Source organism: Curtobacterium sp. ODYSSEY 48 V2, from assembly GCF_023712625.1.
GTDB lineage: Bacteria > Actinomycetota > Actinomycetes > Actinomycetales > Microbacteriaceae > Curtobacterium.
In genome coordinates this window covers 73452-88744 of record NZ_JAMAXX010000010.1, presented here as the reverse complement: position 1 = coordinate 88744, position 15293 = coordinate 73452, and the positions used below count along the sequence as shown (strand labels likewise).

General features: G+C 68.4%; 16 protein-coding genes and 1 pseudogene. 11 read left to right on the top strand and 6 right to left on the bottom strand.

The annotated features are described in order from the left end of the window. The first annotated feature begins 76 nt into the window (after nt 1-76). From M3666_RS14960 to M3666_RS14935, 7 genes and pseudogenes are all read left to right on the top strand, one after another. Nucleotides 77-1141 carry an ATP-binding protein gene (locus M3666_RS14960; RefSeq protein ID WP_251155639.1) on the top strand — a complete coding sequence of 355 codons (1065 nt, stop codon included), beginning with the start codon at nt 77-79 and terminating at the stop codon, nt 1139-1141. A 76-nt stretch (nt 1142-1217) separates the two neighbouring features. Continuing rightward, on the top strand, nt 1218-3347 hold the full coding sequence (locus M3666_RS14955) for a TniQ family protein (protein WP_175326776.1): 2130 nt from the start codon (nt 1218-1220) through the stop codon (nt 3345-3347). Between the two features lie 310 nt (nt 3348-3657). Beyond that, the gene (locus tag M3666_RS14950) at nt 3658-4398 is read left to right on the top strand and encodes a hypothetical protein (protein ID WP_251155638.1); all 741 of its coding nucleotides are present in this window, start codon (nt 3658-3660) and stop codon (nt 4396-4398) included. Continuing rightward, nucleotides 4388-4621, top strand: a pseudogene (locus M3666_RS17255) (helix-turn-helix domain-containing protein); the annotation flags it as partial. The gene M3666_RS14950 and the pseudogene M3666_RS17255, both read left to right, overlap by 11 nt. 279 nt (nt 4622-4900) lie before the next feature. After that, nucleotides 4901-5515, top strand: a complete 615-nt coding sequence (locus M3666_RS14945) for an ImmA/IrrE family metallo-endopeptidase (protein WP_251155637.1) — start codon at nt 4901-4903, stop codon at nt 5513-5515. A gap of 498 nt (nt 5516-6013) precedes the next feature. Next, a complete protein-coding gene (locus tag M3666_RS14940) occupies nt 6014-6622 on the top strand; it encodes a hypothetical protein (RefSeq protein WP_251155636.1) in 609 nt (202 codons plus the stop codon). A 138-nt stretch (nt 6623-6760) separates the two neighbouring features. Next, nucleotides 6761-7450 carry a hypothetical protein gene (locus M3666_RS14935; protein WP_251155635.1) on the top strand — a complete coding sequence of 230 codons (690 nt, stop codon included), beginning with the start codon at nt 6761-6763 and terminating at the stop codon, nt 7448-7450. A 248-nt stretch (nt 7451-7698) separates the two neighbouring features. On the opposite strand, the gene M3666_RS14930 is transcribed toward M3666_RS14935, so the two are convergent. Next, nucleotides 7699-8130, bottom strand: a complete 432-nt coding sequence (locus M3666_RS14930) for a hypothetical protein (protein ID WP_144411402.1) — start codon at nt 8128-8130, stop codon at nt 7699-7701. A gap of 238 nt (nt 8131-8368) precedes the next feature. On the opposite strand from M3666_RS14930, the gene M3666_RS14925 reads away from it, so the two are divergent. Beyond that, nucleotides 8369-9061 carry a YafY family protein gene (locus tag M3666_RS14925; RefSeq protein WP_251155634.1) on the top strand — a complete coding sequence of 231 codons (693 nt, stop codon included), beginning with the start codon at nt 8369-8371 and terminating at the stop codon, nt 9059-9061. Between the two features lie 132 nt (nt 9062-9193). Then, nucleotides 9194-9577, top strand: a complete 384-nt coding sequence (locus tag M3666_RS14920; RefSeq protein ID WP_251155633.1) for a VOC family protein — start codon at nt 9194-9196, stop codon at nt 9575-9577. A gap of 36 nt (nt 9578-9613) precedes the next feature. Here the strand turns inward: M3666_RS14920 and M3666_RS14915 are convergent, their stop codons facing one another. Further along, nucleotides 9614-10192, bottom strand: a complete 579-nt coding sequence (locus M3666_RS14915; protein WP_251155632.1) for a TetR/AcrR family transcriptional regulator — start codon at nt 10190-10192, stop codon at nt 9614-9616. Nucleotides 10193-10269: 77 nt separating this feature from the next. Between M3666_RS14915 and M3666_RS14910 the strand changes: the two genes are divergently transcribed. Next, nucleotides 10270-11004: an SDR family NAD(P)-dependent oxidoreductase gene (locus tag M3666_RS14910; protein WP_251155631.1), complete on the top strand. Its 735-nt coding sequence runs from the start codon at nt 10270-10272 to the stop codon at nt 11002-11004. A gap of 114 nt (nt 11005-11118) precedes the next feature. Here M3666_RS14910 and M3666_RS14905 read toward each other — a convergent pair whose 3' ends face one another. Beyond that, nucleotides 11119-12783 (bottom strand): putative Ig domain-containing protein, encoded by a 1665-nt coding sequence (locus M3666_RS14905; protein ID WP_251155630.1) that lies wholly within the window; start codon nt 12781-12783, stop codon nt 11119-11121. Nucleotides 12784-13028: 245 nt separating this feature from the next. Between M3666_RS14905 and M3666_RS14900 the strand changes: the two genes are divergently transcribed. Then, complete coding sequence (locus M3666_RS14900; RefSeq protein ID WP_251155629.1) at nt 13029-13385, top strand: hypothetical protein; 357 nt, start codon at nt 13029-13031, stop codon at nt 13383-13385. Between the two features lie 55 nt (nt 13386-13440). Here the strand turns inward: M3666_RS14900 and M3666_RS14895 are convergent, their stop codons facing one another. From M3666_RS14895 to M3666_RS14885, 3 genes are read right to left on the bottom strand one after another with little or no spacing between them, the layout of a single operon-like run. Next, the gene (locus M3666_RS14895; protein WP_251155628.1) at nt 13441-13995 is read right to left on the bottom strand and encodes a GNAT family N-acetyltransferase; all 555 of its coding nucleotides are present in this window, start codon (nt 13993-13995) and stop codon (nt 13441-13443) included. Between the two features lie 23 nt (nt 13996-14018). Further along, nucleotides 14019-14498 carry a MarR family transcriptional regulator gene (locus M3666_RS14890; protein WP_251155627.1) on the bottom strand — a complete coding sequence of 160 codons (480 nt, stop codon included), beginning with the start codon at nt 14496-14498 and terminating at the stop codon, nt 14019-14021. Nucleotides 14499-14507: 9 nt separating this feature from the next. After that, nucleotides 14508-15161 carry a response regulator transcription factor gene (locus M3666_RS14885; RefSeq protein WP_251155626.1) on the bottom strand — a complete coding sequence of 218 codons (654 nt, stop codon included), beginning with the start codon at nt 15159-15161 and terminating at the stop codon, nt 14508-14510. Nucleotides 15162-15293 lie beyond the last annotated feature (132 nt).

Below are 15293 nucleotides of genomic sequence, written 5' to 3'. Positions count from 1 at the left end.
CCACGAACTGGGCCTCCCGCCCACGGTCCGGCGACTCTTCGGCGCAGATCCACACCCCGAGCAAAGCTGGGCGCTCATGACGGCGCAGGATCAAGCGTTTGTCCGCGGTGTCACCGGCGCAGATGTTCCCGATCCCGGCCGACCCCAACTCGATGCCGGGCCCGACGAGCGGCGGCGCTACGGCATCGCACTCGAAGACTGGCACCACTCGTGGCCCTACTCACGCACGCTCCAGACAGCGGAGGCCGAAATGCAGTACCGGACCGTCCGTAGCCCGCGGCCCCGCCGCACCGCCGACCTGATCCCGATCACACTCATCACTGGGCCGCCCGGAACTGGCAAAACCAAGCTGATGCGTCGCATCGCGGCGGAGACGATGTGCCAAGCGGCTTGGGAAGCTCGGATCGGCATCAGCGCACCGCTCTACGACGACGGCTTGTTCACCGCACCCCGCAGGGACGTCGTCATCGTGGACCTGCCGAAAAAGCAGGCGGAGCAGCAGCTGTTCGCGTTGCTCTGCCAACAGGTTGGCGCGCCGTTCGACAAGGACGCTCGCGCGGCATTCGGCCGCGCAGTCGAACGTCACCGAATCCGGTGGGTATTCGTCGATGAGATCCAATTCATCAACTTCGACGGGCAAATAGGCAAGTACGTCCACGACGGCTTCAAATCACTGCAGAACATGGGCGTCCGAGTCGTCCTCACCGGCCATGACATGCGACAGCAGCTCGCCGCACAGCGCAGCGGCGCTCGAGAAGCAGCACGGGTCCAGTCTGAAGCGCGCTGGATGCTCATCGAGCTCGAGCCGTACCGACGCAGCACCAAGGGCGAGATCACCGAATGGAGGAAGCTCCTGCAACGCATCGAGCAACGGATCCGGCTCAGAGGACACGAGCCAGGAGAAGCAGTACTCAGCAGCGAATTCGAGGAATACCTCTGGGTGTCGACCCTCGGATACATGAGCCACGTGTCGACACTCGTATCCGGCGCCATCAACGTCGCGGCTGCGACCGCTGACCAGCGCATCACCCGGAAGATTCTCGACCTGGTCGCTGTGGAGAAACGCGCCCAGGACGGCCGCGCGCAACGCCTGCAACTGTGGGACGCCGGCCGGTTCTCGTTCCGGCAGCGCTGGCGCTGAGATGAAGGCGTCGCCGCCAAGAGCGGGTGCCTCCGACCCGGACGACGCGGTCCCCTTCGGCTTTCGGACGACCGTCGTGCCCGGAGAGCACCTGCCGAGCCTGTTGCTGCGGATCGCCGCCTACGTCGGCGAGCCCCCGGCAGCGATCAGTCGATGGTGCGGGCTCGGTGCACTTCGATCCGAAGATCGTCGACGCCTTGACATGATCCTTCCGAACGAGATCGCGCAGTCCATCGCAACCGCCGTCGGCTGCGACACGAGCGAACTTCTGGACGGGATGATGCGGTCCTTTGTCAACGACGCGCTCGCGCCTGGCGACGACGGTCTCCCCGCGCATGCGAAGAACTGGACCCGAGGTTCCGGGACCCGATACTGCCCACAGTGCCTCACCGAGCGGCCAGCCGTCTTCCTCGCCCATTGGCGTTTGTGGTGGTCGTTCCTCTGCGAAACGCACCTCGTGCCACTGCACGACGCATGCCCTGCCTGCGGGCAAGGCATCCCAGATCCTGCGCTCATGGAAGCTCACCCCGTCGACCCCTCTTGCTGCCGTGCACGCATCGCCGGCGCTGGCAGGTGTGGTCACGACTTGCGGATCACCTGGGACGAGGCACCCTTCGACGAAAGCGCTCCCATCGTCCGCGCACAGGCCGCGATCTCAGCCGCCTGGAGACGTGACCGGGACACGCTGGACGTATTCATCCCAGACGCACAGCACCTCTTCCCCACGCTGCGCGGCGTCGGCATCGCACTCCTCGCCGCGAACGACGTCCCTCTCATCGCCGAGCTCGCCACGCTCGACCCCTCCCAGCTGCACGGTCTCTTCGACGAGACGGCACGTATCGGAACCGCGCCTCCGAAAAACGCGTTGGCGATGGGGGCGCTCATGGCCGCCGCCTTCGCACTCATGTTCGACCCGGAGGAGAAGGTCCGGCACATCATCCGGCGGCTCACGTTCGCGCGGCCCTCCGAGCGGGGGCAGAGCGCACGCGGTCCCGGGAGCGCCGCGACCCTCCTCGGCTACTGGCCGGGCGTCGGACCGCGATTCCGAGGCCGCGTCCTCCGCGCCGTCGATCAGGACCTCCCCGCGATGCAACGTCTCGTGACTGGTAGCGCAGTGCGAGCAGAGTTCGATGAACCAGCCGTCGCGGCCTACGTCGACTTCCTGATGCCCCGCGACTCCCTCCGGACCCCAGAGTGGACCGCGGACCACATCCCACCACTGCTCTGGACGAATTGGGCGGTACCGTTGAGCGTGGCCGGCGGCGCCGATCCCGAAACGCTCCAACGATCACTCGCCTTAGGACTTACCGCTGCTCTCGCCGGCACCCACCGGGACGCACCCGAACCGGAGGTGATCGCCGGCATCGGAAGAAGACTCAGGCCGACCATGCTCGGGGCACCCGCGCAGACCACCGCGATCCTGCGTCAACTCGGCGAACTCGCCCGCTACCTCGCAGCGTCCACACCGCACATCAACTACGCGACCCGGCGCCAACACCTGCCGTGGTGGCAACTCCTCAAGCCGACGCACTGGGACATGATCTGCGCCAGCGTCAGCACCTTTACCGGCGGCCCCCGACGGCTCCTCAACGCACGCCGATACCTCTACCTTCGAGCCACAGCACAACCGATCAGCGCTCTCCCCGCTCATTGGGCGATCGTCGCGAACGGACGAGATGCCGCTGAGTACACGGACTTTCAGATCCGCATGACGGCTCAGCTGCAGGCAGCCCTCGACGCGTACTTAGAGGCCTGGCTTGCGGTCGCGATCGATGCCGTGAACGCGTACGACCAAGGCAACGGCACATCATCAGCCGCTGTCTGGGAGCCCCAGCGATGGGCTGGACGAGAAGGGGTCAACCTCGGCCCCGAGATTGACGACATCGACGTCTCGGTGCTCCACGATCACGTCACTTCCGGCGTCACAACCGTCAGAGCCCTCGCCGCAGCAGTGCACCGCACGCCGCAGCACGTCCGCTGGGCCCTCCGCAGGCACCCAATCCCGTCCGACCGGCCGATCTTCCCCATCGACTGGAACCCGCATCTACGCGAGGTTCCGTGGCAGCCGTACCTTCCGGTCATGCGAATGACTCGGCGAAACGAAAACAAAACCGACCAGGACGTGACCGTGCTGGTGCCCTACGGCTGGCACGGCGCCCGCGTCTACCGCGGAGCGCTCGGCAATCACCTCATCGACTGGCACTGATAATCAGCGGTCGCGGCGGGTGACGCGCCTTCGCGGAGGAGAACAACGATGTTCAGACGTACCGTTCATCAGCGAGTGGCGCGTCCTCAACGCTCGGAGCGAGTCCGCTGGAAGTTCAGCGCAGCGATACTCGACGCTCAGCCAAGGGAGACGAAGGGTACGCATGGCCTAGTCCATGCCGGGATGAGAGAGAGCACTCAAGAGCGCGTCGTCTGGGGCTCACGGAAGTGAGCGGAGCCGATCTTGGCGTGCTACTTGATTTTCCGACGGGCTCGTGCGTATCCTACTTGAGGAGGGGTAGCCCCTCGGCATGATTCTGCTTGAAGGGGAGACGATGACGTTCGACACTGAGGCCGCCACTCGTGCGGCGGCTGTCGCCGAGCGGCTGCAGCAAGCGGGCGCTCTGGCGTTCTTCCACGATCTGGTCGCGTCGATGTGGACGACGAACGTCGCTCGCTACGACGATGCACTTGGCGACACGGCTCGGTCGCTTGGCATGCAGTGCTCTGAGAACCTTGGCAAGCGGCTCTACCGTTCTCGGCGGGACGACGTGCTCCTCGACGCCGGCCTGACGGTCGGGCGTCGCAGCGGCGTTGTGTTCTGCTCGTTCGGGGAGGTGACGATCCGCTTGGTGAAAGCACCCTCCACCAGTGGTCTGCACCCGGACTGGTCAACAGACCTCGAATGGGAGAGCAACGTTCGCCGCGAATCAGCGTCTCGTAACGACAATGTTTACCGAGCCCCTCATCAGGAGCACGGGCATGAGGCACTGTTCCCCGCTTCTGGCCTTGGGGCATCCGGGTCGTTGAACGAGTTCTTCCTCGTTTGGAACGGGCTCCTCAGTGAAACGCCGCTTACTGCAGGATGGCTCGCGATCCCGACGTTGCGGTCCGACCACGTGGTTGCGGCCGAGCCCCTTTGGCGTGACGAAGCCGCGGGCGACAGCGTTGACGCCCGCCCTGACGTTCCCCTCGGGCCGAACGTCGGCGAAGAGCCGAAGCTCCACATCCGTCTGAAGAAGAACATCCGAGAGGGCAACAATGGGCGCTGAGTCGGACGCGCTCCGACGTGCCCGAGCCCGCCGTGCTGGCGGGGTAATGCAGGATTTCGACGGTGGTCGTCTGTCCTTGGCGCGACGACTCCGCCGGCTCACTCGAACAAGCCTCGCGGGAAGCGCGGACGTGTCTGCGGCGGCTATCACTCAATTTGAGCGGAACCAGAGCCGGCCAACGACCGCTGTTGCTGCGCAACTCGCTTTGAACCTCGGACTGCCCATTGCCTTCTTCCAGCGTGGTGCGGAGATCCCGCGGATTCCAACGGAAGCCGCTCACTTCCGTTCCCTCCGCTCAACCCCTGCAATATCTCGTGAACGAGCATTAGCGTTTGCTGAGCTCGGCGCTGCTGTGGTCAACGTTCTCGAGGACTACGTCGATTTTCCAGAACTTCGTGTACCAACGCACCTCGTCGATAGTGCGGTGACGGTCGACCAAATTGCCAGCATCGCAGCGTCGACGCGTGCTGCTCTGGGAGTTCCCCGGGGACCGATCGCGCACATGATTCGTACCCTCGAAGCGGCCGGCGTCGTAGTGCTGACAATGCCACCGGAAAGCGACGTTCGCGAGGTGGACGCGTTCTCAACCGACATCGGACGCCGGCCACTCGTCCTGCTCTCGCCCTTCAAGGACGACAAGGCTCGCAGTCGATTCGACGCGGCTCACGAGCTCGGGCACCTTGTCATGCACCCGGACGTCGAGCCCGGCTCGAAGATCGTTGAGGACCAGGCACACACGTTCGCGTCCCAGTTTCTAGCGCCAGACAACGATCTGCTCCCGGATCTCCCGGAAAAGGCGGATTGGGAAGCGCTACTTGCGGCGAAACGAAAATGGAAAATCAGTCTCCGCGCTTTGATCTTCCGTGCCCATCGCCTAGGGCTCTGGTCCGATGCAACATACTTGCGCGCGAATAAGCGTCTTTCCGCGGAGGGACTACCCGAGCGAGGGCCCCTGGGTCCGCGCGAGCAGCCGGTCGCGGTCGGACGTGCGGTGGCGATGCTCGAAGAGGCTGGATTCGGGGTCGACCGACTCGCAGCAGCTAGTCAACTCCCAGAGTCCATATTCCGGGACGTCGTCCTTGCGGGTAGCGAGCACCGACCTGTCGTCTCCCTCTGAGATGGACGGCACTCGGGCCGAAGCGAGCCGAACGTCTTCAGTTCCAATTGGTCCTGCCGTCTCTGAGGTTCACGTCCAGAACGGACACGTAATTTGGCAGTAGCTCTGGACCGTCATGGCGCCTTTCATGTCAGCCAAGATCGATATCGGACAAGTTGGCTGGCAGTCGACAGTTGTTGTCGTCCGCCAGCTGACTTGTCCGACTGCCGGACAACGTGTCTGGAGTACGGATGTGGGCACGTCGTTCGGCAGCACGGAGCAGCCACGTCGACGAACGTCCAGCTCAGCGCTGGTGCGTCAAGAGGCGTCCGTACGGGGTGCGTGAACTGAGATGGTTCGCGGACCACCTGTGTGAGACAGGGTTCGCACCGGAGTGGGTCCGTAGGGGTCCGAAGCTCCCGCAGGCGAGCCGTGACCCACTGGTGGACCGGCTATCGAGACGGCTCTTTAGGCCCGTTCATCTGTGTCGCCGGTACGATCCGAGAACGACGATCAGGGGTGAAGCTGGTGTGGGACTGGATCAACGAATACGGGTCAGCGATCGGCGCGGTAGCAGGTGTCGTGGCAGCGCTTGTGGCGATCTTGGCGTTGATTTCTGCTGCGTCGGACAGTAAGGCGCGGTCCCAGCCGATGGTGACGGCAGAGTTCCGGCCGGCACCAGAGAGCGATTCGTCCATCGACTTCGTGGTTTCCAACCTCGGCGCGACTCCCGCGCGTGAGGTGCGGGTCAGCTTCACACCCCCGATCACCTTGCCGGCTGAGACCAGTGGACTGGTCGCGCCGTACTTGGTGCAGCGGTATCAGCGGGCCGTCCCTGTACTCAATCCCGGGCAGCTCCTGTCGAACACCTGGTGGGCTGGTGAAGCCGGCTCAGGCGCAGAACTGACGAATAGGGAGCCGACCCCGGATGAGGTCCGGGTCGACGTGTCATACAAAGGGCTCGGCTGGTTACGGATCCGCGATTCCTTCGACCTAACCATTGAGACGGTAACCCTGACAACGTACAGCGTGAGCTCCACGTCGATGAAGGGGCGGATGAAGACGATTGACGAGAGTCTGCGGAAGATCCGGGATCACCTTGCGACGATCGCGAAGAAGGTCAGCTGACCCGCGGTGTCAGTTCATGACCGGTAATCGGCCGCCCGTCGCACTGCGAAGGGATGGAGCGGCGCAGCCGTGCCCTGAGGAAACAAGACCCCGTGGCCGATCTCTGTCGCGAGGCTCTTCGTTCCCTAGGCTGACCGCATGATCTCGGCGACCATCCTGCTCGCGGCTCAGAAGGCCGCCGACCCGGTTCCGACCTGGATTCCGGTGCTCGCCGCTGTCACCTCGGCGGGCATCGCAACCATCCTGGTCAACCTCGTCAAGGGGTTCTGGGTCAGTGCGCAGGATCGGGGGCCCCGTTCACGGGTCCAGGCGATCAGAAACGGCGCGGAGACACTGAAGCTCCTCGTCCCCGGCAGTGCCGCGTACCAAGCCGTCGAGAACCACGTTCTCGCCGAGGCGGAGGCTCTCGCTGTTCCGCCGCGCCGTTGGTGGAACTGGATCAGCTTCATGAGCGTCACGGTGGACCTTGACACGTCCGCCATGCCCGACGAATCGATCGGCCCGCTCGGTGTGCCGTACCGAGCTTGGGTGGACACCTACGAGAAGCGGGCCCGAGTCGGTAAGATCATGGCGAAAGTCAACCTCGCAATCGCAGCGGTTGTGCTCACCTTGACCGTGCTCTCGTTCTTCGCCCCGTGGTCCCTCGAGGACCACGTCAGTACAGCAATCGCTGGAGGCACCTTCTTCGCGGTGGTTCTCTCCTTCGGGCTGATGTTGCGCCGAGCGTCGTACATTCAGGATGCCGGAGCGAAAGCCACCCTTCTCGAGACAAACGAGGACGACACCGTCAAAGAAGACCCCGTGGACGACCGTCCATCGAGACAATGACCGGTCGCTGAGGGGGCGGTAGCATCCACGGGAACCCGCCCGAGGCGCATCTACCCGGTATGGATGCGTCCTGCCCGCAGCATGGCGAGGGTGGCTGCCCGTTCGAGCCGGGCCGGGTCCGTAGGCCTCACTTCGCTGCGGGCGATGTCGGAGGTCATCAACGGCGGACTCCGATGAGCCATCGGTCAGCGAGACCGCTGCTCGGCATCGGCTGACGGCCAGACGGCCGCCGTTTCATCAGCCGATCGCTACGCAGTGTCCTTTCGGGGCAGGATCAGGAGTACTGCCGGGAGGGCGGCGGCGCAGATGATCGCCACACCGGTGATGTCGGAGCTCAAGCTCTGACCGGTCAAGATGTCGATCGGCTCGCCGATACAACCGATGGCAACGATGAGTCCGAGGGGGATGAGCGCTGGAAGCCCCCTCGCGCCGCGCCATGCTCGGACGCTGCCCGTCATCAGCAGAGCAGCGCCGGCGATACACGCAACGATGAAGTACACGACCCCGCGAGACGCAGCGAGGCTGTGGAGGTGGCCGACGTTTCCTCGATGGAGGGCCTGATCCGTGGCGAGCACGATTGCCAGCGCGACGAGCGAGAAGCCGTACGCGGCGGCGAGCACCGCTGCGATCCGTACCGCCGGAGTCAAGCGAAGCGGTGCATTGCCATGCCCGGTACTCATGGGCTGAAGGTAACAGCGGTCTGACGGCCTGACGGTCGTCTGAGTCAACGAGAAGCATCCGCTCGCGCCGCTCCGAACGCCGGATCGAGATGCTGCGTCGCGCAGGGGGCGCTGCCCGGGGGGCGTGCTGGCTCGACTCCCGCCTGGTCGGCTCGCGAACGTGTGAGCACCGTCGCACCGAAGGGCGCTCGGGGACCCGACGTCCGCGGACCGGTCCGCCCTGCCGGATGATGGGTCCGTGAACCGCACCGACCGCCTCTACGGCATCGTCGAGGAGCTCCGGGCGGCCGCGCCCCGTCCGCGGAGCGCACGCCGTCTCGCGGAGCGGTTCGAGGTGTCCGTGCGGACCGTCGAGCGGGACCTGGCGGCGCTGCAGCAGTCGGGTCTGCCGATCTGGGCCGAGCCCGGCCGCACCGGCGGGTACGTCATCGACGCATCGGCGACGCTCGGCCCCGCCGGCTTCACGCCGGACGAGGCCCTCGCGGTGCTGATCGGCCTCGGCGCCCTCGGCAACAGCCCGTTCCGGCAGGCCGCCCGGACCGCGGCACGCAAGGTGCTCGCGGTCATGCCGGACCGCGACGCGGCTCGCGCCGGTGCCACTGCGTCCCGGGTGCTCTTCCTGGAGGCCGACGAGGACCCCGTCACGCCGGTCGCCTTCGCGGAGGCGCTGGGTGCGGACCGGGTGGTGCGCCTGCGGTACCGGGCGGCGGACGGCGCGGTCTCGATCCGGGACGTCGAACCGCTGGGATCGATCGAGAAGGACGGTCAGTGGTACCTGGTCGCGTGGTGCCGACTGCGTGACGGCGTCCGTGCGTTCCGCGCCGACCGGATGGTGGCGATCGAGGTCACCGACGAACGACCACCGCGGCGCGTGCTCCGGACCGAGGACCTGGGCATCGCGTACGGGCGGCTGCGCCCGGTCGTCGACTGACCGCGGCCGCGACCGCACGACGGGATCGCGCGAACACCGACGGGATCCCGCGAACACCGACAGGACGGTGTCGCGACCTCCGGTGAAGCTGGGCGCCGACCACAGCAGCACCATCACCACCGGAGGAACCCCTTGTCGTTCGCATCCATCCGCATCGTCACCGACGACCTCGACCGCCTCGTCGCCTTCTACGAGCGGGTCACCGGCCAGCGCGCCGAACGCCCCGCGCCCGTCTTCGCGCAGTTCACCGGACCCGGCGCGACCCTCGCGATCGCCGGTACCGCCACCGTCGCGATGCTCGGCGGGGCCCTGGCGCCCGCCACGAACCGGTCGGTGTTCATCGAGTTCGCGGTCGCCGACGTCGACGGCGCCTTCGCGGAGCTCCGGCTCGGACCGGAGGACGTCGTCCTCGAGCCGACCACGATGCCCTGGGGCAACCGCTCCGCGCTGGTCCGTGACCCCGACGGCAACGTCGTCAACCTGTTCAGCAGGCCGGCGCCCGACCGTGCCCGGTGACCACGAGGTCGGGCCGCGCCCCTCCCTGCGGACCGGCTACAGCGCCGGTCCGAGCAGTGCCCGTGCGGCTGCCGCTGCCGCCCGGGCCCACGGTCGGGACGGGTCGGCCTGCGCACTGGCCATGGCGCCGTCGTAGAGCAGGCAGAGCTGGAGCGCGGTGCCGTCGACGTCCGCGGAGCCGGCTTCTGCCAGGAGGCCGCTGAACAGTCCGCGCACCCAGTCGCGATGTTCGAGCGTCACCTCGTGCGTGGGGTGTCCGGCGCCGTACTCGGCCTCGACGTTGATGAACGGGCACCCGCGGTAACCGGGCTCGTCGAACCACTCGCCGAGCAGCGCGAACACGGCGACGATCCGCTCGTGCGGTGTCGCCCCGCGCTGCGGGAGCTCGGTCGCGACGTGGTCCTGCCAGGCGGTGCTCCGGCCGCGCAGGTAGCCGAGCACGAGGTCGTCCTTCGTGCGGAAGTGCGTGTAGAGGCTCGCCTTCGAGATGTCCGCTGTTGCCGCGACCTGGTCGACCCCGACGGCGTGGATGCCCTGCTCGTAGAACAGCCGGTCGGCGGTCGCGACGGCGCGTTCGTACGCGGGACGGCGGCGTGTCTTGGTGGGCTCGGCCATGGTTTGACTTTACTGCACCGATCTGTACAGTTACCAGCACCACAAACCAAACAGATCTGTGCAGTTAGGACTGTCCCATGAGCACCACCGCCCTCATCACCGGTTCCACCAGCGGCATCGGCCGCGCGACCGCCGAGCTCCTCGCCTCGCGCGGCGTGCACGTCGTCGTGTCCGGCCGCAGCGCCGAGCGCGGCGAGGAGGTCGTCCGCGGCATCCGCGCGGCCGGCGGTGCCGCAGACTTCGTGCGCGCCGAGCTCGGCGACGCGGAGAGCGCCAGGGCCCTCGCCGCTGCGGCGCTGCGCATCGGTGACGGTCGGGTCGACGTGCTCGTGAACAGCGCGGGCATCTTCCCGTTCGGCCCGACCGCCGACACCACGCCCGAGGGGTTCGACGAGGTCTACGACCTCAACGTCAAGGCGCCGTACTTCCTCGTCGCAGCGCTCGCGCCGGGCATGGCCGAGCGTGGCACGGGTGCGATCGTCAACGTGACCACGATGGTCGCCGAGTTCGGCGCCGCCGGCATGGGCCTGTACGGCTCGACCAAGGCGGCGCTGGTCCTGTTGACGAAGTCGTGGGCGGCCGAGTTCGGTCCCTCCGGCGTCCGCGTGAACGCGGTCAGCCCTGGACCGACCCGTACCGAGGGCACCGCGGCCATGGGTGAGGCACTCGACCAGTTGGCCGCGGCCGGTCCGGCGGGTCGCGCGGGCTCCGCGCAGGAGGTCGCCGAGGCGATCGCGTTCCTCGCGGCCGACGCGGCGTCCTTCGTGCACGGCGCGGTCCTGCCCGTCGACGGCGGCCGCATCGCCGTCTGACCCACCCGTCCACGGACGCGCGACGGCCCCGCTGCGTCCGGGAGGGACGTGGCGGGGCCGCGGGAGGAGCCTCCCGTCCGTCAGGTGGGCACCTGACGGACGGGAGGGACCGGGTCAGGAACGGGCGAGTCGACGACGCAGCGTGCGTGCGCCGATCAGGCCGGCACCGGCGACGAGCAGACCGAGTGCCCACGCGATCGGCGAGGTCTCGTCGGCGCCGGTGTAGGCGAGCCGGCCGTGGCCCTTCGGCGCCGACGCGGTGCCGTGCTGCACCGCAGCGGGTGTCGTGGTGCCGCCCGGGACGGCCGCGACCGGCGTCGGCGTCACCTGCACGTCGAACGCGGTGCTGAAGTCGGACGCGCTGACCGTCAGGCGGTGCACCGAGGCGTGCGGGAAGGTGACCCCGACGAAGCCCGAGTCACCGAGCAGGGAGTCCTGCTCCACGACGTCGGACGCGACGTTCGAGCGGACGTCGATGGTGGTGACGCCGAGGTCGTCCTCCTCGTCCTCGACCGCGTTGCCGAACTCGTCGACCAGGGTGCCGGACAGCAGCAGCGTGCCGCCCTGCGGGACGGTCGGGGTGCCGCCGGGGACCTCGTCGATGAACTCCGACCCGCCGAAGGGCGTCTGCTCCCAGTCGGTGTGCTCGGTGACGACCGACCCGTCGGCCTTGATGATCCAGGACCGGAGCGAGCCGGACTTCTTCGTCGCCTCGTCGTCGAACCAGCCGACCGGGAAGCCGGCCTTCGCGTAGTCGATGAAGTCGGCGCGGTCGACCGCGGTCGCCTCGAGCCCGACCGGTGCCGCCGCCCGGACGTCGAGCTCGACGGTCTGCGTCACGGTCTCGGTCCCGCTCGTCGCGGTGACCGCGAAGTCCCAGTACGAGGCATCGACGGTCGTCCCGCTGAGCACGCCGGTCGCCGGGTCGAACGAGATCCCCTCGGGCAGCTGGTCGGCCGGGGTCCAGCCGTCCGCGTCCTCGCCGTCCTCGGAGTTGTAGTAGTCGAGGGCCAGCACGGGCTTGGGCGAGCCGATCGCGCGGAAGGTGTACGAGAACGCCTCGCCCGCGGTCGCGGTGAGGGTCAGGTCGCCCTCGGTCGTGATGCCGTCGGTGACCGGCTCGCCGTCCTCGTCGACGAAGACCGGGGCCTGCGTGATCGGGTCGGTCTGGGCCGACTCGGACTCGACGGCGATCCCGCCCTGCGTGTTCGTGACGGTGACCATGACGACCTTGCCGGCGTCGGTGGGCTTCACCACGTAGCTCTGGCCCTGGCTGACGGACGTGCCGTCGATGGTCCACGAGTAGCTGAGGTTCGCCGGGGCGGTGAAGCCCGAGGGCTCGGCCGTGAGCTTCGACCCGACCGCGGCGACGCCGTCGATCGTCACGGTGCCGGCGGCCGCGGGGCGGTCGGCGGTCGTCGTGGAGGAGCCGGTCGGCTCGTCGCCCTCGGACGGGGTCGGCGCGTCGGTGGCGGGTGTCTCGGTGGCGGGGGCGTCGGTCGTGGGAGCAGCCGTCGACGGTGCATCGGCGGCGGGGGCGTCCGAGGTCGGGGTCCCCGTCGCGGGTGCCTCCGTGCCCGGCGCGTCGGTACTCGGGCTGTCGGTGCTCGGGGCGACCGTCGACGTGGTCCCGCCGTCCGCGACGGCGGTGCTCGTCGTCGGCTCGACGGCGGAGGCCGACGTCGCGGTCATGATGCCGAGGCCGGTCGTGAGGCCGACGAGGGCGATGGTCGTGCCGACGGCGCAGGCGCGTCGGGCGGTGGAGGTGCTACGGCGCACGGGTTCCCCCAGGGGTCAGGTGACAGAACGGGAATCTGTCGGTTCGCGCAGAGTAGGAGGATCCTGGGTGCGCGGCTGGTCCCCCGCCCGAGGGGCAGAGGGGAAAGTCCCGGTCAGCACCGGTCGTTCCACCGTGGGCTGAACGGGGGCTCAGGCAAGATCCGCCGCTCGGATGACCCGGGTGGCCGGGTGGCGACGCGGGAACCGGCGCATCCGCACACCTCGGGACGACCTACCCTGGACGGATGCTCTCCCGCCGTGACGCCGCGATCCGGCTCGACATCCCCCTCGAGATGGCCGCTCGCCACGGCATCCCGTCGCACATCAGCGAGGCCGAGCTCGAGCGCATCGAGCAGGACCCGCCCGCCTGGCTGGTGCAGTCCCGGGGCAACCGCACGGGGACGAAGAAGGTCTGGACGCACCTGGAGTGCGCCGTCTGCGGGTTCTCCGAGCAGGAGCGGCCGAAGAAGTGGTGGCCGGACTGGACGCTGCTCGTGTGCGACGACCACGACGAGGTGCCGCCGCCCGCGGCCGGGACGACGCGGCACCTCGTGTACGGCGTCGGCAGTCGGTTCACCGCCCTGGTCGACGAGCCGTCCTGATCGTGACGAGTCGGGCTGATCGCGACGAGTCGGGCTGATCGCGACGACTCCTCGGTCAGTCGTCGAGCGTGATGGCGTCCCACGCGAACGTCGTCACCCGACCCGTCTCCCAGTCCCGCCGGAGCACGCCGTACGCCACCGACGCCAGCGGTGCTCCACCCTCGACCGGCCACGACTCCCGGTAGTGCGCCTCCTGCACCCACCCGGCGCGCAGGAACACGCGTCGCATCGCGGTGTTGTCCTCGCGCGTCTGCCCCTCGAAGCGCGTCACGTCGGGCATGGTGCGGAACACGTGACCGGTCACCGCTCGGAGCGCCGGTACCCCGAGTCCCTGCCCACGGAACGCCGGGGCGAGCCGCAGGTCGAGCAGCGGTGCCGGGTCCTGCAGGTCCTCGAGGACGACCAGCCCGACGCGTCCGAGCCGCTCGTCGTCGAGCCACCACGAGTCGTGCTCGTCGTCGCGGAACGCACCGCGGTCGATCGCGCGCTCCAGGTCGACGCGGGTGGGCTGCGGACGGACGTGGAAGGGGAAGCGGGCAGACGTGTGGAAGGTGACCAGGGCCTCCCGGTCGGCGCCCTGCGGGTCGGTCCTGGTCAGCGTGATCGTCACGCCCCCACGGTACGACCCGGGGATCACCGTTCGGGTGGGGTGGCGAGCAGGAGCTGTGCGTCCAGCACCGGGTCCGCGACCGCGGTGCGCGCCAGCGCGTCCGCCGCCGTGCGCACGGCGGACCGCTCCTCGGGGGTCATCCGGCGGAGCGCCGCCCGGAACTCGACGGCCCGGCGCGCCAGCACGTGCTCGACGAGCGCGAGGGCGTCCTCACCGGCGGTGACCAGGACCTCGCGACCGGACGTCCTCCGGGTCACCCACCCGTCGCGGACCAGACGGTCGACCATCCGGGTGATGCCGGACGGGAGCAGCCCGAGCTCGACGGCCAGGTCCCCGGCCCGCAGCGGCCCGCGGGTGGCCAGGAGGACGAGGATCCGGTACTGCTGCAGCGTCACCTGCTCGAGCGCGGGCGCGAGGGAGCGGAGCACGATGCCGAGCCCGACGACCGACGCGTCCACGACGGACGACTCCGTTCGTGACTGCTGCTCATCGTCGTCGCCCACCGGGCCAGCCTACGGCGACGTGGCCCGGTCGACGCTGCGGTGGTCGGGCCGGAACCCGTGGTCGGTCCCCCACAGCACCGCGTCGACCCGGGTCCGGGCGCCGATCTTGCTGTAGAGCGTGCGGATGTGGGTCTTCACCGTGTTCGGGCTGAGGTGCGTCAGTTCGGCGATCTCGTCGTTGCGCTTGCCCTGGGTGATCAGGGCGAGGATCTCGGACTGCCGGTCCGAGATCCCGAGCTCGCGGCCGGGCCAGTCGACACCCGGCCCGCTCGCCACCCGACGTCGCGGCTCGTCCAGCACCCGCTCGCCCGCCGCGACGCGGAGGAGCCCGTCGGCGAGCTGCTCGGCGGTCGAGCTCTTCGCGAAGTAGCCCGTCGCGCCCCGGGACACGGCGGCGTCGATGAGGTCCTGGTCCATCTTCCACGTGAAGACGGCGACGGTCCGGATGCGGGGGTTCGCGGCCAGCCGGGTCACGTCCTCGTCGTCGCGCTGCGGTTGGGCGAACGTGTCGTAGAGCGCCACGTCGACGTCCACGGTCACCCGGTGCCGGGCGTCGAGCTGCACGACCTCGAGTCGGTCCGAGAACGGGGCGAGCAGGTCGGCGAGGCCGCGCAGGACGAGTTCGTAGTCGTTGACGAGTGCGACGCGGATGCGCTCGGACATCTGGATCCTCTCAGGACCACCCCTGGGGGTGAGACGGGCGCGATCGTGCCCTGGTTCGTTCGGGATCACCACGCTACGGACGGTGCTGTACCCCGTCCGCAGCCGGGCCTGGGAACCGCGACGGTTGCCCAG

Excerpts from the sequence above, each read along its gene's own strand:
- M3666_RS14945 (WP_251155637.1), top strand. The coding sequence starts at position 4,901 with ATGATTCGTACCCTCGAAGCGGCCGGCGTCGTAGTGCTGACAATGCCA.
- M3666_RS14885 (WP_251155626.1), bottom strand. The coding sequence starts at position 15,161 with ATGTCCGAGCGCATCCGCGTCGCACTCGTCAACGACTACGAACTCGTC.
- M3666_RS14935 (WP_251155635.1), top strand. The coding sequence starts at position 6,761 with ATGATCTCGGCGACCATCCTGCTCGCGGCTCAGAAGGCCGCCGACCCG.
- M3666_RS14960 (WP_251155639.1), top strand. The coding sequence starts at position 77 with ATGACGGCGCAGGATCAAGCGTTTGTCCGCGGTGTCACCGGCGCAGAT.
- M3666_RS14900 (WP_251155629.1), top strand. The coding sequence starts at position 13,029 with ATGCTCTCCCGCCGTGACGCCGCGATCCGGCTCGACATCCCCCTCGAG.
- M3666_RS14915 (WP_251155632.1), bottom strand. The coding sequence starts at position 10,192 with ATGGCCGAGCCCACCAAGACACGCCGCCGTCCCGCGTACGAACGCGCC.
- M3666_RS14910 (WP_251155631.1), top strand. The coding sequence starts at position 10,270 with ATGAGCACCACCGCCCTCATCACCGGTTCCACCAGCGGCATCGGCCGC.
- M3666_RS14930 (WP_144411402.1), bottom strand. The coding sequence starts at position 8,130 with ATGAGTACCGGGCATGGCAATGCACCGCTTCGCTTGACTCCGGCGGTA.
- M3666_RS14950 (WP_251155638.1), top strand. The coding sequence starts at position 3,658 with ATGATTCTGCTTGAAGGGGAGACGATGACGTTCGACACTGAGGCCGCC.